The following is a 22,184-nucleotide window of genomic DNA, read 5'->3' on the forward strand; positions in this document are numbered from 1 at the left end:
GGCGCCTTGATACGGAACTGCACGGAACGGGCCTGTTTCAGGCCGGGACATCCAACCCGGCCATTATCTCACGGCGTCATGCGCCGGACGGCGGCGCCAGGCGTTCCGGATCGCCCCGGTGATGCCCGCCCTCGGCCGCCAGCGCGGCCTGCAGGGCGCCCTCGCGCAGCGAGCTGCCCATGGCGCCGATGTCGGCGCCGGACGGCTGCTGGTACAGCCGCAGGCCCAGTTCCGGCAGGATCGCCAGCAGATGGTCGAAGATGTCGCCCTGGATGCGCTCGTACTCGACCCAGGCGGTGACGGCGGTGAAGCAATAGACCTCGACCGGGATGCCGTCGGCGGTGGGCTCCATCATGCGCACCATCATCGCCATGTCCTGGCGCACCTCGGGGTTCTGTTTCAGGTAGGCCAGGCCGTAGGCGCGGAAGGTGCCGATATTGGTCAGGCGGCGGCGGTTGGCCGGCACGCTGGCCAGTTCGCCCATGGTCTGGTTGGCCTGGGCGATGTCCTGGGTCTTGACCCGCAGGTAGTCGTGCAGCAGCCGGAAGCGCATCAGGCGCTGGGCCTCGTCATCGGTCAAAAAGCGCACGCTGCTGGCGTCGATGCGCAGGGTGCGCTTGATGCGCCGGCCGCCCGACTCGAACATGTGGCGGTAGTTGCGGTAGCTTTCCGAGAACAGCTTGTAGGTCGGCACCGTGGTGACGGTGTTGTCCCAGTTCTGCACTTTGACCGTATGCAGGGCGATGTCCTTGACGAAGCCGTCGGCGTTGGACTGCGGCATCTCGATCCAGTCGCCGATGCGCAGCATGTCGTTGCTGGTGAGCTGGGTGCTGGCCACCAGCGACAGCAGCGTGTCCTTGAACACCAGCAGCAGCACCGCCGACAGCGCGCCCAGGCCGGAGATCATCCACAGCGGCGAGCGGTCGATCAGGATCGACAGCACCAACACGGTGCACACCGCCATCAGGATCAGCTTGCTGATCTGGATGTAGCCCTTGATCGAGCGGGTCTGCGCCCGCGTGGTGGCCGAATAGGTGTCCTGCCAGGCGCTCAGCACCCCGGAAAACGCCACGAACACGCAGATCCAGGCGCCGGCGTGGGCCAGCCGCCCGACCAGCGTGGCGGCCTTCTCGACGTGCGGCACCAGATCGATGCCCACCGACACCACCGCGAACGGCACCGCGTACCAGAGGTTCTGATAGGCGCGGCGGCGTTGCAGCGCCTTGTCCCAGTCCTCGTGGCCGCTGACCACCAGCAGCCGGTGCGCCAGCAGCAGCACCACCCGCGCGACCACCCACTGGACGAACAGCGCCGTCAGGATCAGCACGCCGATGCCGACCAGCGTCTGCGCCCAGGGCTGGTGCGGCATGTAGGTATCGAGTTCGGTGGCCAGCTCTTCCCATTCCATGGGCATAGGTCGTGTGCTCTCTTTCGGGTGACGGGAGGGACGTTTTCATCTTGGGGCGGCCCGGCGATGGAAAAACCCCGCAGGCCGCCGGATATGACCCTGAATTATCCGACAACTCGCGCCGCCGCAAGTTTCCAGCCGCAACAGCGGGGCATCCCGACCGTGGCCCTGGATTCGTCAGGCGCCCGGGGCAGGCCCTATAATCCCCGCCATCATGGCAAACACTCCCTCCCCCGATCAAAACCAGTTCGCCAACAAGGCGCAGGCCTGGTCCGCCCGGTTCTCGGAACCGGTTTCCGAACTCGTCAAACGCTACACGGCGTCCGTGGACTTCGACAAGCGCCTGGCGCGCGTCGACATCCAGGGTTCGCTGGCGCACGCCGACATGCTGGCGGCCCAGGGCATCATCGGCGCCCAGGACCTGGCCGACATCCAGCGCGGCATGACCCAGATCCTGTCCGAAATCGACGCCGGCAGCTTCCAGTGGCTGCTCGACCTCGAAGACGTGCACCTGAACATCGAGAAGCGCCTGGTCGAGCTGGTCGGCGATGCCGGCAAGCGCCTGCACACCGGCCGTTCGCGCAACGACCAGGTGGCCACCGACATCCGCCTGTGGCTGCGCGGCGAGATCGACACCCTGATCGACCTGCTGCGCCAGCTGCGCCACGCGCTGGCCACGGTGGCGCTGGACAACGCCGCCACCATCATGCCGGGCTTCACCCACCTGCAAGTGGCCCAGCCGGTCACCTTCGGCCACCACCTGCTGGCCTACGCCGAGATGTTCGGCCGCGACGCCGAGCGCCTGGCCGACTGCCGCCGCCGCGTCAACCGCCTGCCGCTGGGCGCCGCCGCCCTGGCCGGCACCTCGTTCCCGATCGACCGCGAGCGCGTCGCCAAGACGCTGGGCTTTGACGGCGTCTGCCGCAATTCGCTCGACGCCGTCTCCGACCGCGACTTCGCCATCGAATTCTGCGCGGTCGGCGCGCTGATCATGACGCACGTTTCGCGCCTGTCCGAAGAGCTGGTGCTGTGGATGAGCCCGCGCGTGGGCTTCATCGACCTGGCCGACCGCTTCTGCACCGGCAGCTCGATCATGCCGCAGAAGAAGAACCCCGACGTGCCCGAACTGGCGCGTGGCAAGACCGGCCGCGTCAACGGCAACCTGGTCGCCCTGCTGACCCTGATGAAGGGCCAGCCCCTGGCCTACAACAAGGACAACCAGGAAGACAAGGAAGGCCTGTTCGACACCGTCGACACCGTGCGCGACACGCTGACGATCTTCGCCGACATGGCCGCCGGCATCAAGGTCAAGGCCGACAACATGCGCGCCGCCGCGCTGCAGGGCTTTGCCACCGCCACCGACCTGGCCGACTACCTGGTCAAGCGCGGCGTGCCGTTCCGCGACGCCCACGAAGTGGTGGCCCACGCCGTGCGCGACTGCGAACAGCGCGGCTGCGACCTGGCCGACCTGTCGCTGGACGAGCTCAAGGCCTACCACGCCACCATCGGCGACGACGTGCACCAGGTGCTGACGCTGGAAGGCTCGGTCGCCGCGCGCAAGCACGTGGGCGGCACCGCCCCCGAGCGCGTGGCCGAGGAAGCCCGCCGCGTGCTGCAGGAAACGGCGGCGTAGCAAGCCCGCGGTTCCCTCGCTCGAAAACAAGCGGCCCCGGATTTCCGGGGCCGTTTTCTTTTGTGGCCACGTTACGCAAATGACCTGTCACGGCGTGTCATTCCTCGTTTCCGATCTCGCTCGAGCGGCGGGGACAGGTTCGCTATGATGGGCGCTTTTCCACTCGCCCCCTCCCCCCATGCCAGCCCTGCGCGCGTCCTGGTTCCCGTCGCCCCTGTCCCGTCCGGCCATCCTGGCGGCCGCCTGCCTGCTGGCGCTTGCCGCCCAGCCCGCCGCCCAGGCACAGACAGCGCGCAAGCCGTCGCCGTACGAAAACGTGATCGAGCCCGTCAAGGCCCGCCCGCTGACGCCCGAGGAAATCGCGGCGCGCAAGGCCGAGGATGCGCGCCGCGGCGGCCCGGCCTTCATGGCCCGGATCGAGAACGAGGCCGCGTTCCGCCAGTTGGCGCGCGTCTACAACGCCGGCACGCCGCTGGAAATCCCGCACGTGCTGTTCGTGATCGACCGCCAGCGCGGCGACCGCATCTATTACCTGGACACGCCGCGCTACGGCCTGCACGAGACCTTCGCGCGCGAGCGACGCCTGCTGCCCGGCAAGGACAAGGCCGCGCTGACCGCGCAGTACAAGGATCCCAACCGCCGCCTGCTGTTCGGCACCCTGAGCTGGCAGCGCGACCTGCCCGGCTACACCTACGAATTCTGGGAAGGCGACCGCCTCACGCCCGAACTGCTGAAGCTGGCCGACGATGTGGTCGCCAAGAGCTTCTACGCCCCGATCCGCTTCAAGACCAACTCGACCCTGCACGAGCAGGCCGCCGCCACCGCCGGACTGCGCTTCGTGACGCAAGAGGCGCTGCTGCGCGAACAGGCCTTCCTGCCGCTGAACCCCGGCGCCGCGCAGGGCCGGCTGCGCATCGTCGCCTCGGTCGACGCCACGCCCGACCTTCAGCGCGACGACATCGTGGTGCTCGACGAAGTACCGATCGCCATCCCGCCGGTGGCCGGCCTGATCACGCAGCGGCCGTCCACGCTGCTGTCGCACGTCAACCTGCTGGCCAAGGGCTGGGGCATCCCCAACGCCTACGTGCGCGACGCCACCAACGTCCTGCGCCAGTACGACGGCCAGTGGGTCACGCTGACCGTCAGCGGCAACGACTACCGGGTGCAACCCGCCGACAAGCCCGCCACCCGACCGCCGGCGACGCCGCCCAAGCCGCGCGCGCAGCTGCCCAAGCCGGACCTGACGGTGCAGGCGCTCAAGCCGCTCGATGCCCTGGCCGTACGCGACAGCCGCCATTGCGGCGTCAAGGCCGCCAACCTGGGCGCGCTCCGCTCCGCCCTGCCGCCGGCCGCCAGCGTGCCCGACGGCTTCTGCATCCCGTTCGCGCAATACGCCGCCTTCATGCAGCGGCTGAACGTGGCGCAACGGGTGGCGGCGCTGGAGCAGCGCCCCGATTTCATGGCCGACGCCGAGGTGCGGCGCAAGGAACTGGCGGCCCTGCGCCAGGACATCATGCAGGCCGCGCCCGACGCGGCGCAGGCCGAGTCCTGGCGCGCGCTGTGGCAATCGCGCCTGAAGGGCGCGGGCGTGTTCGTGCGCAGTTCATCGAACTCCGAGGACCTGCCCGGCTTCAGCGGCGCCGGCCTGTACACCACCGTGCCCAACGTCACCCAGCCGGACGCGCTGGCCAGGGCGGTGCAGACCGTGTGGGCCTCGGTCTACAACTTCGACGCCTACGAGGCGCGGCGCGCGGCCGGGATTCCCCAGGACGCGGTGGTGATGGCCGTGCTGGTGCAGCTGGCGGCGCCGTCCGACAGTTCCGGCGTCATGATCACGCGCGATCCGTTCGACGCCAGCCGCCGCTATGTGACCTACATCTCGGCCAAGCGCGGCCTCGGCATCAAGGTGGTGGAAGGCAAGCGCCAGGCCGAGCAGGTGATGTATTCGAGCTGGTCCAAGGCGGTGCAGGTGCTGAGCCGCTCGGCCGAGGACACGCAGTTGGTGGCCGACGTCGCCGGCGGCGTGCGCGAAGTGCCGATCGCGCCGGACGCGCGCCAGGTGCTGAACGACGCGCTGGTGGCACGGCTGGCCGCCGTCGGCCGGCAGGTCAAGCAGCGCCTGGGCAAGGTCGACCAGGACATCGAATGGACGGTGGTCGGCGACAAGATCATCATCCTGCAGGCGCGGCCCTACATCGACGCGCGCCGCTAGCGGACCTTTTTTCCTTGGGGCGGCCCGGCGGCAAAAATAGCCCCCACGCTCCGCCGCTACGCGGGTCGCTGCCCCCCAAGGGGGCGTTTTTGCCTTGGGGCGGCCCGGCGGCAAAAAAAAACCGCAGTGGCGGGCATAATGCCCGCCACCGCGGCTTCGAATCCGCCGCAGCGGATCAGATGTGCAGCGCGTGCCCCAGTGCCTTGAGCGCGGCTTCTTGCACCGCCTCGCCCAGGGTCGGGTGGGCATGGATCGTCCCCGCCACGTCCTCCAGCGTCGCGCCCATTTCGAGCGACTGGCCGAACGCCGTCGACAGTTCCGACACGCCCCGGCCCACCGCCTGCCAACCCACGATCAGGTGGTTGTCGCGGCGCGCCACGACCCGCACGAAGCCGTCGGTCGATTCCAGCGTCATGGCACGGCCATTGGCCGCGAACGGGAACGACGCCGCCAGGCAGTCCAGCCCGGCCGCTTCGGCCTCGGCCGGCGACAGGCCGGCCACCACGACTTCCGGATCGGTGAAGCACACCGCCGGAATCGCGGCCGGCTGGAAGTGGCGGCGCTTGCCCGCCACCAGTTCGGCCACCATCTCGCCCTGCGCCATGGCGCGGTGCGCCAGCATCGGCTCGCCGGCGATATCACCGATGGCCCAGACGTCGCGCATGGAGGTGCGGCACTGGTCGTCGATGCGCAACGCGTTGCCCTTGCGGTCCAGCTGCAGGTTTTCCAGGCCCCAGCCCTGCGTGCGCGGACGCCGGCCGACGGCGATCAGCACCCGGTCGGCGGGCAGCGCGGTCTCGGCGCCGCTGGCGTCCTGGATCCGCACCGCGGTGCCGGCGCCGTTCAGCCCCAGCACCTTGCGGCCCAGATGCAGTTCGACGCCCAGCTTGGCAAGGGCCGCGGCCACCGGTTTGGTGAGCTCGGCGTCGTAGGTCGGCAGGATGCGGTCCTGCGCCTCGACCACCGCCACCTCGGCGCCCAGCTTGCGGTACACCGTGCCCAGCTCCAGGCCGATGTAGCCGCCGCCCACCACCACCAGCTTCTTCGGGATGTCGGCCGGCGACAGCGCCTCGGTCGAGGACACTACCATGCCGCCGAACGGCACCGACGGCAGCGGCGTCGGCTCGGAGCCGGCCGCCAGCAGCAGGTGTTCGCACTGGATGCGCAGGCGGTTGCCGTCGGCGCTCTCGACCTCGACGGTCTTGCCGTCCAGCAGGCTGGCCCAGCCCTGCACCACCTGCACGCCGTTCTTCTTGAGCAGCGCGCCGACGCCGCCGGTCAGCTTGCCGACGATGCCGTCCTTCCAGGCCACGGTGCGGCCGATGTCGATGGCGGGCGCCGACACCGAGATGCCCAGCGCCGACTGGCCGGCATAATGCCGCGCCTTGTCGAATTCCTCGGCCGCGTGGATCAGCGCCTTGGACGGAATGCAGCCGATGTTCAAGCAGGTGCCGCCCAGCCGGTCGCCTTCGACCAGGATGGTGGGCACGCCCAGTTGCCCGGCGCGGATCGCGGCCACATAGCCGCCAGGCCCGCCGCCGATCACCAGCAGGGTTGTCGTCTTGGTAGTCTGGCTCATGCTTACTCCACGAAAAGCAGCGCGGGTTGTTCCAGCAGCGCGCGCACGGCCTGGATGAAGCGGGCCGCGTCCATGCCGTCGACCACGCGGTGGTCGAACGAGGACGACAGGTTCATCAGCTTGCGCGCCACCACGGCGCCATTGCGGAAGGCGGGCCGCTCGACGATGCGGTTCACGCCCACGATGCCGACCTCGGGGTGGTTGATGACCGGCGTGGTGACGATGCCGCCCAGCGGCCCCAGGCTGGTGATGGTGATGGTCGAGCCGGACAGCTCGTCGCGCCCGGCGCCGCCGGACCGCACCGCCTGCGCCAGCCGGCCGATCTCGGCCGCCATCGACCACAGGTCGCGGGTTTCGGCGTGGCGCATCACCGGCACCATCAGGCCGCCGTCGCTCTGCGTGGCGATGCCGATGTGCACGGCGCCGTAGCGCGTCACCTGGCCGGCCTCGTCGTCATAGCGGGCGTTGATCTGCGGGAAGTCGCGCAGCGCGATCACCATGGCGCGCGCCAGGAGCGGCAGCAGCGTCAGCTTGCCGCGCGACTCGCCGAACTTCGCGTTCAGGCTGACGCGCAGGTCCTCGAGTTCGGTGACGTCGATTTCCTCCACGTAGCTGAAGTGCGGAATGCGGCGCTTGGACTCGGCCATCTTCTGCGCGATCTTGCGGCGCAGGCCGATCACCGGCACCTGTTCCTCGTCGTTGCGCTCGGCGTAGGCCGGGCCGCGCGCGGCGGTGGCGGCGCCCTGCCCTTGCAGGTAGGCGTCCAGGTCCTCGTGCATGACGCGGCCGGCCGGGCCGCTGCCGTGCACGAAGCGCAGCTCGATGCCCAGGTCCCAGGCGCGCTTGCGCACGGCCGGCGAAGCCAGCGGCTTCTCGCCCGGCTGGCGCGCGGCGGCGGGCGCCTGGCGCGCGGCGGCCGCACGGCTGGGCGGCGAGGATGGCGCGGATGGCGTTTGTGGCGCGGCGGCGGACGATTGCAGCGACGCGGCGATCTGGCCCGCGACGCCGCCGGCCGGGGCCTTGTCGGCCTTGGCCGGCGCTGCGGCGGGCGCGCTTGCCGCTGGTGCGGCCGCAGCTGCCTGCTGCTTCTGCGCCGCCGCCTCGCCCTTGACGTTGCCTTCGCCCTCCACTTCCAGGCGGATCAGTTCGCCGCCCACGGCCATGACCTGGCCGACTTCGCCGCCCAGCGCGACCACGCGGCCGACCACGGGCGACGGGATCTCGACCGTGGCCTTGTCGGTCATGACGTCGGCCAGCGGCTGGTCCTCGGCGACGGTGTCACCCACCTTGACGTGCCAGCCCACCAGTTCGACCTCGGCAATGCCTTCGCCGATGTCGGGCATCTTGATGACATGAATACCCATCTCACACCTCCATCGCGCGTTTGAACGCTTCGCCGACCCGGCGCGGGCCGGGGAAATACGCCCATTCCTGCGCGTGCGGGTAGGGAGTGTCCCAGCCGGTCACGCGCTCGACGGGCGCTTCGAGGTGATGGAAGCAGTGTTCTTGCACCAGCGAGATCAGCTCGGCGCCATAGCCGCAGGTGCGCGTGGCTTCGTGCACCACGACGCAGCGGCCGGTCTTCCTGACCGAGTTGACGATGGTCTCCAGGTCCAGCGGCCACAGGCTGCGCAGGTCGATGACCTCGGCGTCGATGCCGGTTTCCTCGGCCGCGGTCAGCGACACGTGCACCGTGGTGCCATAGGTCAGCACCGTCAGCGCATTGCCGGGCCGCACGATGGCGGCGGTGTCCAGCGGCACGGTGTAGTAGCCGGTCGGCACCACGCTGCCCGGGCGTCCGGTCCACGGCGTCACGGGACGGTCGTGGTGGCCGTCGAACGGGCCGTTGTACAGCCGCTTGGGCTCCAGGAAGATGACCGGATCGTCGTTCTCGATGGACGCGATCAGCAGGCCCTTGGCGTCGTACGGGTTGGACGGCATCACCGTGCGCAGCCCGCAGACCTGGGTGAACATCGCCTCGGGGCTCTGGCTGTGCGTCTGGCCGCCGTAGATGCCGCCGCCGCAGGGCATGCGGATGGTCATCGGCGCGATGAACTCGCCCACCGAGCGGTAGCGCAGGCGCGCCGCTTCCGACACGATCTGGTCGGAGGCCGGATAGAAATAGTCGGCGAACTGGATCTCGCACACCGGCCGCAGGCCGTAGGCGCCCATGCCCACCGCCACGCCGACGATGCCGCCCTCGGAGATCGGCGTGTCGAATACGCGCGAGCTGCCGTACTTGGCCTGCAGGCCCTCGGTGCAGCGGAACACGCCGCCGAAATAGCCCACGTCCTGGCCGAACACCACCACGTTGCCATCACGCTCCAGCATCACATCCATGGCCGAGCGCAAAGCCTGGATCATGGTCATCGGCGCGGACGCCGGACCAACATTGTTATCGATAGCCATGACTCACACTCCGAGCTGCTGACGTTGCCGGCGCAGGTGCTCCGGCATGTCCTTGTAGACGTCTTCAAAGATGCTGGCGGCGCTGGGGACGTGGCCGTCCACCAGGGTGCCGTAGCTTTCCGCTTCCTTTTGCGCCGCCTGGATCTCGGCGTCGAGCTCGGCGCGCACCGCGTCGTGCTCGGCGTCGGACCAGATGCCACGCAGGATCAGGTGCTTCTTGAAGCGCTCGATCGGGTCGCCCAGCGGGAAGTGGCTCCAGTCGTCGCCGGGACGGTACTTGGAGGGGTCGTCGGAGGTGGAGTGCGGGCCCGCGCGGTAGGTCACCCATTCGATCAGGGTGGGGCCGAGATTGCTGCGCGCGCGTTCGGCGGCCCAGCGCGAGGCGGAATACACCGCCAGGAAATCGTTGCCGTCGACCCGCAGCGAGGCGATGCCGCAGCCCACGCCGCGGCCGGCGAAGGTCGCGCCCTCGCCCCCGGCGATGGCCTGGAAGGTCGAGATGGCCCACTGGTTGTTGACCACGTTCAGGATCACCGGCGCGCGGTACACGTGGGCGAAGGTCAGCGCGGTATGGAAGTCCGCCTCGGCGGTGGCGCCGTCGCCGATCCAGCCGGACGCGATGCGCGTGTCGCCCTTGATGGCCGAGGCCATGCCCCAGCCCACCGCCTGGATGAACTGCGTGGCCAGGTTGCCCGAGATGGTGAAGAAGCCGTTCTCGCGGTCGGAATACATCACCGGCAGCTGGCGCCCCTTGAGCGGGTCGCGCTCGTTGGACATCAGCTGGCACATCATGGTCACCAGCGACACGTCGCGCGCCAGCAGGATGCTCTGCTGGCGGTAAGTCGGGAAACACATGTCGCCCTGCTCCAGCGCCAGCGCATGGGCCGAGCCGATGGCCTCTTCGCCCAGGCTCTGCATGTAGAAGGAGATCTTCTTCTTGCGCTGGGCCGTCAGCATGCGGCCGTCGAAGATGCGCGTCTTGAGCATGGTGCGCATGCCACGGCGCAGCAGCTCGTCGCTGATCTCCGGCGCCCACGGGCCGACGGCGCGGCCGTCGTCGTCGATGACCCGCACCAGGCTGTAGGCCAGGTTGCCGGTGTCGATCGCGGCGACATCAATGGGGGGTTTGGGCACCTCGCCGGGCGGCGACAGGCGCAGGTAGGAAAAGTCGGTCTTGCAACCCGGACGCCCGGTAGGCTCGGGGACGTGCAACTTCAGCGGCCCGTATTGGCTCATGAATTGTCTCCACGCTTGATCGTGTCATGCGCATTCTTCTTACCAAGACACTGCCCAAGGGGGTGACCTCGGACATTGCCATCGTCGGCCGCTGCAAAGGGATAATCATGCACGGCCGGGAGCCAGAGTAGCACAGGGCGCGGCCCCGAGACAGGGGCCGCGCCGGGCCTCGCTACCCGCGGTGGTCCAGGGCCGCCGGGCGCGTCAACAGGGCGTTGCGCCCTGCCGCCCGCCCCGGGGACTACCAGCGGTAGGTCGCCGTGCCGATCACCCGCCGCGGCTCGCCGTAGAAGCAGCCGTAGGTGCAACTGCCGATGTAGGTCTTGTCGGCCAGGTTGGTGGCGTTGAGCGCGAACCGCCATGGCCCGGTGGTGTAGCTGACCATGGCGTCGAACAGCGTGAAGGACGGCACCTCGACCGCCGTGCCATGCGCCATGCCGCGCGTGCTGCCGACGTAGCGCACGCCCGCGCCGACCCGCAGCCCCGGCAGGCCGAAGGCGCCGAAGCCGTAGTCGCCCCAGACCGAGAACTGGTTGAAGGGCACCGAGTTCAGGCGCTTGCCGACCTCGTCCGGTTGCAGCGGGCTGGCTTTCAGCGTGCGCGCATCGGTGTAGGCGTAGGCGGCGATCAGGTTGGCGTGGCGGCCGACGCGGGTGCGCGCCTCCAGCTCCAGCCCGCGGGTGCGCGCCTGGCCGGCCTGGATTTCGTAGTTGGTATCGAACGGGTCGGCCACGTTCACGTTCTTGCGCGTCAGTTGGTACACCGCCGCCGACAGCATGGTGTCCGACCCGGCCGGCTGATAGCGCAGGCCCGCTTCGTATTGCTCGCCGGTGGTGGGCTTGAAACGGCTGCCCTGGCGGTCCTGGCCGCTGGTCGGCTCGAACGATTCGCTGTAGCTCAGGAACGGCGCCAGGCCATTGTCGGCCAGGTAGACGACGCCGGCGCGGCCGGTGAAGGCCTGGCTCTTTTCGTTGTCCGCGACCTTTTCGCCGGTGAAGAAATTGCGTTCGTTGACCGTGACCCAGTCATGCCGACCGCCCAGCAGCAGCACCCACTTATCGGCGATCTTGATCTGGTCCTGCAGGTAGACCCCCAGGCGCTTCATGTCGGTTTTCGAGGACGACCACGGAAACGGCGTAGCCGGCCCCAGGGGGACGCCATAGACCGGGTCATAGAGGTCGATGTTGGTGTTGCTGCGCAGGTAGCGCTCGGTCTCGTGCTTGGGCAGCGAGTAGTCCAGGCCCGCCAGCAGCGTGTGGCGCAGCGGGCCGGTCGTGGCGTCGTACTGCAGCGATGTGTCGGCCACGACCGCCGACGACCGGTCCCAGCGCGGCATCGCGCCGCGATCGGCGGTGTGGCGCTGGTCGGCCTGCAACTGCCAGATGTCGGTGGAGAAATAGGTGCTGTCCGCGTGGAAGTAGCGCACGCTGTTGCGCAGCTTGAGCTGGTCCGTGAACGCGTGTTCGAACAGGTAGCCGATCGAATAGCGCTTCATGATGAACTTGTCGAAGCCCGGTTCGCCCGTGAAGCGATTGCGCGGAATCCTGCCATTGGGGTTGGGCAGCACCGTGCCCTGGCCAGGCAGGCCATAGACGTAGACCGTGCGGTCCTCCTGGTATTCCGCCAGCAGGGTCAGCGAGGTGGCGTCGCTGGGTTGCCACTTGAGGGCCGGGGCCACGTAGGTCCGGTCGTCCGGCACGTGATCGATGAAGGTATCGCTGTCGCGCTTGAGGGCGGTCAGGCGGTAAGACCATTTGCCCTCGTCATCGAGCGCGCCGCCGAAGTCGCCGGAGATCTGCTTGCGGCGGAAGTTGCCCGCCTCGACGTTCAGTTCATGCAGCGGCTCGGTCGTGGGCCGCTTGCTGACCGTGTTGATGACACCGCCCGGCGGCGCCGCGCCGTAGAGCACCGAGGCGGCGCCCTTGAGGAACTCGACCCGTTCCAGCCCGTACAGTTCCTGCCGTCCGTTGTAGATGTTCACGGTGTACAGCGTGCCATCGCGATAGTAGTTGCCCTGGCTGCCGCGAAAGCCGCGCAGGAACAGGCTGTCGGAGGTGCGATCCTGGCCCTCGGCGCGGCTCACGCCCGCCACGTAGCCCAGCGCATCCTGCAGGCTTTGCGCCTTGAGCGTCTCGATCTCCTCGGCGCCGACCACCGTGATCGACTGCGGCGTCTCGATGATGGGCGTGTCGGTCTTGGTGCCGGTGGCGCTGACACGGGCGGCGTAGCCGTGCAGCGGGCCGGAGGGCGATTCCGCCGCGCCGGTCACGCGCACCGGTTCCAGCAAGGTTGCCCCGCCCGCCTGCGGCAGGGGCCGCGCGCTGAAGGTGCCATTGGCGGTGATGCGCAACTCCAGGCCGCTGCCCGCCAGCGCCTGGCGCAAGGCCTGCTCGGCGGTGTAGGTGCCGGCCACGGCCGGGGCCTGGCGGCCCGCCACCAGCGCCGGATCGACCGACACCGCGTGGCCGCTCTGGCGCGCGATGCGGGTCAGGGTCTCGGCCAGCGGCGCGGCGGGCAGATCGTAGCGTTGCGGCGCGCCCGATTGGGCGCCCGCCTGGGCCTGGGCGATGCCGGCCGGCGCGGCCAGGGCAATGAGGAACGCGGCCGCCAGCTGCGGCGCGGGACGAACGGGGAACATGGAGTCTCCTGCGACAAGGGGGTGCTTCAGGAGGTATGTCCAGCGAGCCCGCCGCAAGCGATCATTTTTTTTCGGCGGCATCGGCGCGCAGGTCGATGCTGACGAGCCAGCCGCCCAGCCCGCCGACTTCGATCGGCAGGGTCTGGCGCAGGGATTCCAGCACGCGATCGGTATCGTCCAGCGGGAAGGCGCCCAGCACCCGCAAGCGCGCGGCCTCGGGGGAAATGCGCAGGAAGCCGCGCCGGTAGGGCCGCAACGCCGCCACCACCGCGCCCAGCGGCTGGTCGCGCACCACCAGCATGCCGTCGTGCCAGGCCGCGGTCTCGGCCAGCGCGGCATCCGGCGCGTCGATCCCGCCGGCGCCGAAGCGCGCGCCCTCGCCCGCCACCAGGACGCGCCGCTGGCCCGCCGCCCGGACTTCGACGCTGTGCTCGATCACACAGGCGACGCTGCCCTGCTCGTCGCGCGCCACGCCGAACACCGTGCCCAGCGCCTGCACTTCGCCATCGGGACTGGCGACGATGAAGGGCCGCGCGGCGTCGGCCGCGACCCGCACGTACACCGCGCCCGCGCGCAGCCGCAGCACGCGGGCGCGGCCATCGAACGCCAGGTCGACGGCGGAACGCGCATTCAGGGTGACCTCGCTGCCGTCCGGCAGCGGATAGGTGTGGCGTTCGCCCGTCCCGGTGCGCAGGTCGGCGGCCAGGGTCCGCAACGGCGTCTGGCGGTCGGCCAGCGCGGCCAGCCCGCCGGCCGCCAGCGCCAGCATCAGGGCATTGCGCAACGCGCGGCGGCGCGAGACCGGCGCCAGCAACGCCGCGCCCGCGGCCTGGACCGAGGCGCCGTCGCTCAGCGGCGCGAAAGTGGTCTTGACGGCGCCGGCAACCATCTCCCAGGCGGCGGCGTGGCGCGGATCGGCCTGGAACCAGGCCTCGAAGCGAGCGCGATCGGCCTCGGCCGCCTCGCCCGACGACAGCAGCACCATCCAGTCGACCGCGGCCTCGACGGCCGCCGGCAGCGCGGGCGCGCTCATGCGGCCAGGCGCGCCGCCACGCACAGCGTGACGGCCTGCTTCATACAGCGCCTGACGGTGATGGCGGATACGCCGAGGCGTTCGGCGATCTGGGGATAGGTCAGCTCGTGCAACTGGCTCAGGAGGAAGACCTGGCGGGCGCGCGCCGGCAGGCGCTGCAAGGCCCGGTCGATCTGCATCAGGGCCTCGACCACCAGCGCGCGCTGCTCTTCGCTGGGAACGCAGGCATGCGGCAGGGCCTCGAGGCTGTCGAGATAGGCGCGCTCGAGTTCGCGGCGGCGCCAGAACGTGTACAACGTGCGCTGCGCCAGCGTGGTCAGGAACGCGCGGGGTTCGAGGATCGGCTCGGTCGGGCGGCCGGCCAGCACCCGCACGAAGGTGTCATGCGCCAGGTCGGCGGCATCGTGGCGGCAACCCAGCCGGCGGCGCAGCCATTCCTGCAACCACGGATGATGGGCCTCGTACAGCTGGGCGGCGGTGTGCGGCGTCGGCTGCGCAGGATGGGACATGGCGGGGAATGGGAGGGCGGGCTAATCAACAATAAGAATTATTGTCATTTATTGATGACCGCGCAAGCCTGCCCCGTGAAGCCGGACGACGAGCAACGTCGGCGTGGCCCGGTGGACCGCATCTGGCCGACCTCTATACTTGCGGCTTCCAATTCCCCAGGAAACCAACGTGCCTGGATTGACCGCCTCGAAAGGGTTCAGCTGGACCGGCATCGTGTTTGCCGCGCTCTACCTCGCCATCGTCATCCTCTGCATCGCCGGCGCGCTGTCCGCCGACGGCGACGACAAGGGCCGCTTCGTGCTGCTGCAATTGCCATTGGCCTTGCAGCTTGCCCTGCTGCACGAGCTGAACCTGGACCGGCTGCTCGGTGAGCTGTCCTGGGTCGGCGGCTATCTGCTGATCGGGCTGCCAACGCTGGCCCTCTTCTATTTCACGGGCTGGGGCCTGGAGAAACTCGTGCGCGCGGCCTTCCGGCCGATCGCGTCACACCGGTAGGCGACGCGCGCCAAAAAAAAACCGGCCAGCGGCCGGTTTTCTCATCGCGCCACGACGCGCCTCAGAGCGGACCGGTCCACTCGGTGACGAACTCGCGGTAGTCCGGGCGGTTGGCCGGCGGCACCGCGCACGCCGGCGTGCCGATCGCCAGGAAGCCGAGGAAGCGGTAGTCCAGCGAATCCAGGCCCAGCGCGGCCTGCACATCCTCGACGTAGGTGCCGATGCCGGTGCTCCAGAACGCGCCGTAGCCCAGCATGTGGGCCGCGTTCAGGATGTTCATGGTGGCGCAGCCGGTGGCCAGCAGTTGCTCGGCCTCGGGGATCTTGCTGTTGTCGTGGGCGATCTTCTGCGCCACGGCGACGAACAACGGCACGGCCGCCATCCACTCACGCACCGACTTTTCCTTTTCCGGCGTCATGCGCGGATCGCCGCTGCGCTTGACGGCCTCCAGCGCCACGTCGGCCAGCTTGCCGATGGCCTCGCCCTGGATCACCACGAAACGCCACGGGCGCAGCGCGCCGTGGTCGGGGGCCGACATCGCGGCCTGCAGGATCTGTTCGAGCTCGGCGGGTTTGGGCGCCGGGCCCCGCAGGAACTTCACGGAACGGCGCGAGGTGATGGCGTGCAGCGGGGTGATGGTGGTGGTCTGGGTCATGGGGCAAGGCGTGAATGGGATACCGGGATGGGCGGGGTTCCCAAATGGGAAAGAGAAGGGTTCTCATATTACGCCATGGCCGCGCGGGGGACGGCTATCCCCCTGCCCGGCGCATGGCGACTGGCGGATTCAACCCAGGTGGGTATGGCGTTCCTGGCGTTCCTCGACCTGCATTTCCGACAGGCCGTGCAGGATGCCGCAGTCTTCCGTATCGGGCCGCGCCGACAGGCAGCGCTGGCGCAGATCGGTCAATTGCGTCTTCAACTGGGTCAGTTCGGCGATGCGCTCGTCCACATGGGAAATGTGCTCGTCGAACAGTTCATTAATGGGGCCGCATCCAGTCTGGTGATTGTCGGCCAGCGACAGGATGGCGCGGATCTCGTCCTGCGTCATGTCCAGCGCGCGGCAGTTGCGGATCAGCCGCAGGCGCTCCAGGTGCGTCTGGCCGTAGCTGCGGTAGTTGTTCAGGCCGCGCTCCGGGGCGGGCAGCAGCCCTTCCTTCTCGTAATACCTGACGGTTTCGACCGTGGTGCCGGCCGCCGTGGCCAATTCGCCGATACGCATCATGCCTCCCGGACGCATCCGATGGATCAAAGGGGTTGACCCTATAGTAACTCCAAGGTGTGGAATACGGTCAACGGCTTACGAAAAGGCAACCAGAATGTCTTGCGCAACGAACAAACATACCGATCACACCACGCCCGGGCAGCCGGACGCCTGCTGCGGCGCCAAGGCCCCGGCCCAGTCCGGCGGACATGACCATGGGCATGACCACGATCATGGCCATGCGCACTCGCACGGCCAGGGCGACGATCATGCTCCGGCGCATTCGCACGACCACGATCACGGCCAGAAGCCGTCCCACGACCATGGCCACGGCCATGGCGCCTCGGCCTGCTGCGGCCACGATGCCGGCGACATCCAGATGTCCGCCGGCGGCGCGGCCGTGCTGCAGGCCGGCCCGGGCCAGTTGCTGGCCCGCCTGCGCATCGGCCAGATGGACTGCCCGACCGAGGAAACGCTGATCCGCAAGAAGCTCGACAGCGTCGACGGCGTGCACGCGCTGGACTTCAACCTGATGCAGCGCATCCTGACGGTGGTGCACGCCGAGGGCGCGCTGGACCGCATCACCGCCGCCATCAAGTCGCTGGGCATGACGCCCGAACCGCTGGCCGAGGGCGCCGCGCGCACCCCGGCCCCGGCGGCCGCGCGCGTCAACTGGTGGGCCATCGGCGGCGCCGGCGTGCTCGCCGGCCTGTCCGAGGCCTCGCATTTCGCCGGCATGCACTGGGGCGTCACCGCCGCGCTGGCGGTCGCCGCCATCCTCGCCTGCGGCATCAGCACCTATCGCAAGGGCTGGATCGCCGTGCGCAACGGCAACCTCAACATCAACGCGCTCATGAGCATCGCCGTCACCGGCGCGGTGCTGATCGGCCAGTGGCCGGAAGCGGCCATGGTGATGTTCCTCTTCAACGTCGCCGAACTGATTGAGGCGCGCTCGCTCGACCGCGCCCGCAACGCCATCCGCGGCCTGCTCGACCTGGCGCCCGAAACCGCCACCGTGCGCCAGGCCAACGGCGCCTGGAAACAGATGCCGGCGGCGCAACTGCAGGTCGACGACGTGGTGCGGGTGCGGCCGGGCGAGCGCATCGCCGCCGACGGCATCATCGTCAGCGGGCGCTCCGCGGTGGACCAATCCCCCATCACCGGCGAAAGCCTGCCGGTCGAAAAGGCCGAAGGCGACCCGGTCTACGCCGCCACCGTCAACGCGGCCGGCTCGTTCGACTACCGCGTCACCGCGGCGGCCGGCAACACCACTCTGGCGCGCATCATCCACGCGGTCGAACAGGCCCAGGGCGCGCGCGCCCCGACCCAGCGCTTCATCGACCGCTTCTCGCGCATCTACACGCCCGTGGTGGTCGGCGTAGCCGTGCTGGTGGCGGTCCTGCCGCCGCTGCTGTGGAGCCAGCCCTGGTTCGACGCGATCTACCGGGCGCTGGCGCTGCTCATCATCGCCTGCCCCTGCGCCCTGGTGATCTCCACGCCGGTCAGCATCGTCAGCGGCCTGACGGCGGCCTCGCGCCGCGGCATCCTGGTCAAGGGCGGCGTGTACCTGGAAGAAGGCCGCAACCTGAAGTGGCTGGCGCTGGACAAGACCGGCACGCTGACCCACGGCAAGCCGGTGCAGACCGACCTGCAGGACTGGGACGTCTCCGACCTGACGCGCCAACCCGCGGCGTTGATCGCCGCCAGCCTGGCCGCCCGCTCCGACCACCCGGTGTCGCTGGCGGTGGCCAACGCCGCGCGCGACGCCGGCAAGGCGCTGCTGGACGTGGACGACTTCACCGCCCTGCCCGGCCGCGGCGTCAGCGGCAAGGTGGATGGCGTGGTGTTCCAGCTGGGCAACCGCCGCCTGATGCGTGAGCTGGGCGTGTCGGACGCCAAGCTGGAGGCCCGCCTCGACGCACTGGAACAGCAAGGCAAGAGCGCCATCGCGCTCAGCGACGGCCAGCGCGTGCTGGCGCTGGCGGCGGTGGCCGACACGGTCAAGCCCACCAGCGCGGCCGCCATCGCCGACCTGCACGCGCTGGGCGTGCGCACCCTGATGCTGACGGGCGACAACACGCCCACGGCGCAGGCCATCGCGCGCCAGGTCGGCATCGACGAAGCGCGCGGCGACCAGTTGCCCGAAGACAAGCTGGCCGCCATCGAAAGCAAGCTGGCGCCGTCGGGCAAGGTCGGCATGGTCGGCGACGGCATCAACGACGCCCCGGCCCTGGCCCGCGCCGACATCGGCTTCGCCATGGGCGCGGCCGGCACCGGCACCGCCATCGAGACGGCCGACGTGGCGCTGATGGACGACGACCTGCGCAAGATCGGCACCTTCCTGCGCCTGTCGCGCGCCACCCACAGCGTGCTGATCCAGAACATCGCCCTGGCGCTCGGCATCAAGGCCGTGTTCCTGACCCTGGCGATGACCGGCAACGCCACGCTGTGGATGGCGGTGTTCGCCGACGTCGGCGCCAGCCTGCTGGTGGTGGCCAACGGGCTGCGGCTGTTGCGGGCCGCGCCGCAGACGGCCTGAAGCAGGCGGCGCGGCGTCGCGCCGTCCGTCAGCCGGTCTGCTCTTCCTGCGGCCAGTCGCGCAGCACCGGCGCGTCCGGCGCGCCTGGGCCGACGTCGCGCAGGTGGTCGTGCTGCAGCAGCGCCATGCGGTAGGCGTCGCGGTAGGTGCCGTTGGAAAAGAACTCTTCCTTGAGCAGCCCTTCGATCTGGAAGCCGCAACGCTCGTAGACGTGGACGGCGGCGCTGTTGTCCTTGTCCACCACCAGGTAGACCTTGTGCAGGTTCAGCACGCGGAAGGCATAGCCCACCGCGATGCGGGTGGCGGCCTTGGCGTAGCCGCGGCCCTGGTAGCTGGGCGCGATGATGATCTGGAATTCGGCGCGACGGTGGATGTAGTCGATTTCCACCAGTTCCACCAGGCCGGCCGGCTGGCCGGTGTCGTGCTCGATGATGAAGCGCCGCTCGTTCTGGTCGTGCAAGTGGCGGTCATAGAGGGCGACCAGTTCGTCGTAGGCCTCGTAAGGCTCTTCGAACCAATAACGCATGATGACGTCGTTATTGTTGATCTTGTGCACGAAGTGCAGGTCGCCGCGCTCCAGGGGGCGTATTTTGATATCGGATATTACCGACATAGAAACCTCCGAAAGTGCGTCCATTGTAGCTTACGCTGCCTTGAAACGCCTGTTACATGGTGATTTCATTGAAAGAATGGCTTATTCATTGGCCTCCGGCAGAGAATTACCTGAAAAAGCGCATGAATGCTTGATTCCAAATCGGAATCCCCGTCGCACCGGTAACGAAATACGCCCGCCCCTCAGCGTTGCACGACACCCTTCCTCACCACGCCCCCGCCCCGGCTGGGACACGCCGCCCTCATGGCGCCGCGAACGCCGGCAGACGTTGCTCGATGCGTCGCACCACCTCGTTGGCGGCCGATGACAGCGGCCGCCCGAGCCGCAGCAGCATCTGGCATTCGGGCGCGCTGAGGATCGGATGCGCGATCGGCAGCGCCACCAGTTCGCCGCTGGCCAATTCATGGTGCACGCCCAGGTTCGGCATCAGCGTCACCCCGGCGCCGCTGATCGCATACTGCTTGAGCACGCGCAGCGAATTGGTGGTCAGGCTGGGCGTCAGGTGGATGCGTTCGGTGAACTCCAGCAGGTCCACCGCCTGGCGCAGGCCATACGGCGCGGACATCAGCGCGAACGGATACGGCAGGATGTCGGCGATGGTGAGCGGCGCGCGGCGCCGCGCCAGCGCATGGTCGCGCGCCGCCAGCAGGCAGACCGGGTGCTTGCGGCTGGCGCGGCAGCGCAGCCGCGGATCCACCGGCGGGTTGTAGGCCAGGCCGATATGGGCGGCATCGCTGGCCACGGCCTCGACCACCTCGTTGACCGAGCCGACGTTGACGCTGATGTTGATGCGCGGATGCTCGATGCAGAACGGCCCCACCACGTGCTCCATCAGGCTGTCGATGAAGCCTTCGCTGATCATCAGGTGCACGTTGCCGCGCCGCATGCCGCGCAGTTCCTGCAGGCGGGCGTTCAGGTGCTCCTGCTGCGCGCGACAGGCGCGGTGGTACTCCAGCAGCATATCGGCGGCCTCGGTCGGCGTCAGGCCGCGCGCGCGGCGCTCGAACAGGGCCACGCCCAGTTCCTTTTCCAGCAGCTGGATCTGGCGGCTGATGACCGACGGCGCGGTGCCGAGCTTGTCGGCCGCGCCGCGGATCGAGCCACAGGCCACGACCTCGTTGAAGTACTTCAACCGTGTCTGGCTGATTTCCGCCATCACTCCCCCCTGTATGTTTTGCCATGGACATCCAGACGCCGGGCAGCATGGCCGCGGCGTCGTTTTTTCGTTGCCCTGAAGGCAACGATAATTTATCACCCAGGTCATTGTTTCGAACACTGCGTGCTCGCAATATGGACGCCGCGCGGACCCGCCCCGGGAACCGCCGCCACCCCAACCACCGCGGCGGGCGCAGACCCGCCCGCGAGGAGACACGCAATGCCCCATCAGGCCACGCCAGGCGCCGATCCGCGCCTGGCTCCGCTCTATCGCAAGATCACCTGGCGCCTGCTGCCGTTCCTGCTGCTCTGTTATGTGTTCGCCTACCTGGACCGCATCAACATCGGCTTCGCCAAGCTGCAGATGCAGCAGGACATCGGCATTTCCGACGCCGTCTACGGCCTGGGCGCGGGCATCTTCTTTCTCGGCTACGTGATGTTCGAGGTGCCCAGCAACCTGCTGCTGACGCGCATCGGCGCACGCCGCACCATCAGCCGCATCATGGTGCTGTGGGGCCTGACCTCGGCCTCGATGCTGTTCGTGCAGGGCGAATGGAGCTTCTACGTCCTGCGCTTCATGCTGGGCGTGTTCGAGGCCGGCTTCGCCCCCGGCATGATCTTCTACCTGACCTACTGGTATTCGCAGTCGCGCATGGCCGGCGTCATGGCGGTGGTGATGCTGGCCGGCCCGATCGGCGGCATCGTCGGCGGCCCGGTCTCGGCCTGGATCATGACGGCCTTCTCCGGCGCGCATGGCCTGGACGGCTGGCAATGGATGTTCCTGCTGGAAGGCCTTCCCTGCGTGCTGCTGGGCGTGATCGCCTTCCGCTACCTGGACGACAAGCCGGCCGAGGCGCGCTGGCTCAGCGCCGAGGAAAAGGCGCTGCTGGCCGCCGACCTGGACAGCCGCGGCGAACACAAGAAGCACGCCTTCGCCCAGGTGCTGCGCGACCCGGCCATCTACGGCATGGCGCTGACCTACTTCTGCCTGATCTGCGGCATCTACGCCGTCAGCTTCTGGCTGCCGACGCTGCTCAAGCTGGCGGGAGTGCAGGACACCATGCAGATCGGCCTGTATTCGGCGATCCCCTACATGGCCGCGGCGGTCTTCATGCTGGGGTTCGCGCGCAGTTCCGACCGCATGCGCGAACGCCGCTGGCACACGCTGGTGCCCGCGCTGCTGGCCGGCGTGGCGCTGTGCATCGCCACCGCGGCGCCGACGCAATTCGCGCTATCCCTGACGGCCATCACGCTGGCCACCGGCTTCATGTGGGCCGCCTACACGGTATTCTGGGCGATTCCGTCGCAGTACCTGCAAGGGGAAGCCGCGGCGGGCGGCATCGCGCTGATCAACAGCATCGGCTTGCTGGGCGGCTTTCTCAGCCCGTCCATCATCGGCTGGATCAAGGAAAGCACCGGCAGCCTGTCCGGCGGCCTGTACGCGATCTCCGCCCTGCTGGTGGCCGGCGCCCTGCTGCTGCTGGTGAATCGCCCTCCCCAATCCGCGCCCGCGCGCGCCTGAC

17 protein-coding genes are annotated in these 22,184 nt (G+C 69.0%); 5 read left to right on the forward strand and 12 right to left on the reverse strand.

The genetic code is table 11. The features are described from left to right. Window positions 1–76 precede the first annotated feature (76 nt). Entirely contained in the window at window positions 77–1,408 is a 1,332-nt protein-coding gene (locus I6I07_RS26960) for a mechanosensitive ion channel family protein (RefSeq protein ID WP_006394356.1), read from the reverse strand. Between the two features lie 214 nt (window positions 1,409–1,622). Here I6I07_RS26960 and argH point away from each other — a divergent pair, with 214 nt between their 5' ends. Beyond that, a complete protein-coding gene (argH, locus tag I6I07_RS26965) occupies window positions 1,623–3,041 on the forward strand; it encodes an argininosuccinate lyase (protein ID WP_198484414.1) in 1,419 nt (472 codons plus the stop codon). A gap of 178 nt (window positions 3,042–3,219) precedes the next feature. Beyond that, window positions 3,220–5,253, forward strand: a complete 2,034-nt coding sequence (locus I6I07_RS26970) for a PEP/pyruvate-binding domain-containing protein (RefSeq protein WP_198484415.1) — start codon at window positions 3,220–3,222, stop codon at window positions 5,251–5,253. A gap of 175 nt (window positions 5,254–5,428) precedes the next feature. Here the strand turns inward: I6I07_RS26970 and lpdA are convergent, their stop codons facing one another. The 7 genes from lpdA to I6I07_RS27005 form a co-directional block, all read right to left on the reverse strand. Continuing rightward, the gene (gene lpdA / locus I6I07_RS26975; RefSeq protein WP_198484416.1) at window positions 5,429–6,832 is read right to left on the reverse strand and encodes a dihydrolipoyl dehydrogenase; all 1,404 of its coding nucleotides are present in this window, start codon (window positions 6,830–6,832) and stop codon (window positions 5,429–5,431) included. Window positions 6,833–6,834: 2 nt separating this feature from the next. After that, window positions 6,835–8,196, reverse strand: a complete 1,362-nt coding sequence (locus I6I07_RS26980) for a dihydrolipoamide acetyltransferase family protein (protein WP_198484417.1) — start codon at window positions 8,194–8,196, stop codon at window positions 6,835–6,837. Window position 8,197: 1 nt separating this feature from the next. Continuing rightward, complete coding sequence (locus tag I6I07_RS26985; protein WP_198484418.1) at window positions 8,198–9,241, reverse strand: alpha-ketoacid dehydrogenase subunit beta; 1,044 nt, start codon at window positions 9,239–9,241, stop codon at window positions 8,198–8,200. 3 nt (window positions 9,242–9,244) lie between these two features. Next, window positions 9,245–10,477 carry a 3-methyl-2-oxobutanoate dehydrogenase (2-methylpropanoyl-transferring) subunit alpha gene (locus I6I07_RS26990; protein WP_061071585.1) on the reverse strand — a complete coding sequence of 411 codons (1,233 nt, stop codon included), beginning with the start codon at window positions 10,475–10,477 and terminating at the stop codon, window positions 9,245–9,247. A 241-nt stretch (window positions 10,478–10,718) separates the two neighbouring features. Continuing rightward, a complete protein-coding gene (locus I6I07_RS26995; RefSeq protein ID WP_198484419.1) occupies window positions 10,719–13,115 on the reverse strand; it encodes a TonB-dependent siderophore receptor in 2,397 nt (798 codons plus the stop codon). 61 nt (window positions 13,116–13,176) lie between these two features. Beyond that, window positions 13,177–14,148: a FecR domain-containing protein gene (locus I6I07_RS27000; protein WP_035361397.1), complete on the reverse strand. Its 972-nt coding sequence runs from the start codon at window positions 14,146–14,148 to the stop codon at window positions 13,177–13,179. After that, entirely contained in the window at window positions 14,145–14,657 is a 513-nt protein-coding gene (locus I6I07_RS27005) for a sigma-70 family RNA polymerase sigma factor (RefSeq protein WP_198484420.1), read from the reverse strand. The genes I6I07_RS27000 and I6I07_RS27005 overlap by 4 nt, the downstream gene beginning before the upstream one ends. Window positions 14,658–14,826: 169 nt before the next feature. On the opposite strand from I6I07_RS27005, the gene I6I07_RS27010 reads away from it, so the two are divergent. Further along, the gene (locus I6I07_RS27010) at window positions 14,827–15,153 is read left to right on the forward strand and encodes a hypothetical protein (RefSeq protein WP_198484421.1); all 327 of its coding nucleotides are present in this window, start codon (window positions 14,827–14,829) and stop codon (window positions 15,151–15,153) included. Between the two features lie 61 nt (window positions 15,154–15,214). Here I6I07_RS27010 and I6I07_RS27015 read toward each other — a convergent pair whose 3' ends face one another. After that, window positions 15,215–15,808 (reverse strand): nitroreductase family protein, encoded by a 594-nt coding sequence (locus I6I07_RS27015; protein WP_198484422.1) that lies wholly within the window; start codon window positions 15,806–15,808, stop codon window positions 15,215–15,217. Window positions 15,809–15,937: 129 nt separating this feature from the next. Next, window positions 15,938–16,372, reverse strand: a complete 435-nt coding sequence (gene cadR, locus I6I07_RS27020; RefSeq protein ID WP_054432250.1) for a Cd(II)/Pb(II)-responsive transcriptional regulator — start codon at window positions 16,370–16,372, stop codon at window positions 15,938–15,940. Between the two features lie 97 nt (window positions 16,373–16,469). Between cadR and I6I07_RS27025 the strand changes: the two genes are divergently transcribed. Beyond that, window positions 16,470–18,893, forward strand: coding sequence for a heavy metal translocating P-type ATPase (locus I6I07_RS27025; protein WP_198484423.1), 2,424 nt, complete (start codon window positions 16,470–16,472; stop codon window positions 18,891–18,893). 28 nt (window positions 18,894–18,921) lie between these two features. Here the strand turns inward: I6I07_RS27025 and speG are convergent, their stop codons facing one another. Both speG and I6I07_RS27035 read right to left on the reverse strand, forming a co-directional pair. Next, entirely contained in the window at window positions 18,922–19,506 is a 585-nt protein-coding gene (gene speG / locus I6I07_RS27030) for a spermidine N1-acetyltransferase (RefSeq protein ID WP_198484424.1), read from the reverse strand. A gap of 241 nt (window positions 19,507–19,747) precedes the next feature. Further along, the gene (locus I6I07_RS27035) at window positions 19,748–20,662 is read right to left on the reverse strand and encodes a LysR family transcriptional regulator (RefSeq protein ID WP_198484425.1); all 915 of its coding nucleotides are present in this window, start codon (window positions 20,660–20,662) and stop codon (window positions 19,748–19,750) included. Between the two features lie 219 nt (window positions 20,663–20,881). On the opposite strand from I6I07_RS27035, the gene I6I07_RS27040 reads away from it, so the two are divergent. After that, window positions 20,882–22,183, forward strand: a complete 1,302-nt coding sequence (locus I6I07_RS27040; RefSeq protein WP_198484426.1) for an MFS transporter — start codon at window positions 20,882–20,884, stop codon at window positions 22,181–22,183. Window position 22,184: the final 1 nt, after the last annotated feature.

It is taken from the genome of Achromobacter deleyi, from assembly GCF_016127315.1.
GTDB classification, from domain to species: domain Bacteria; phylum Pseudomonadota; class Gammaproteobacteria; order Burkholderiales; family Burkholderiaceae_B; genus Achromobacter; species Achromobacter insuavis_A.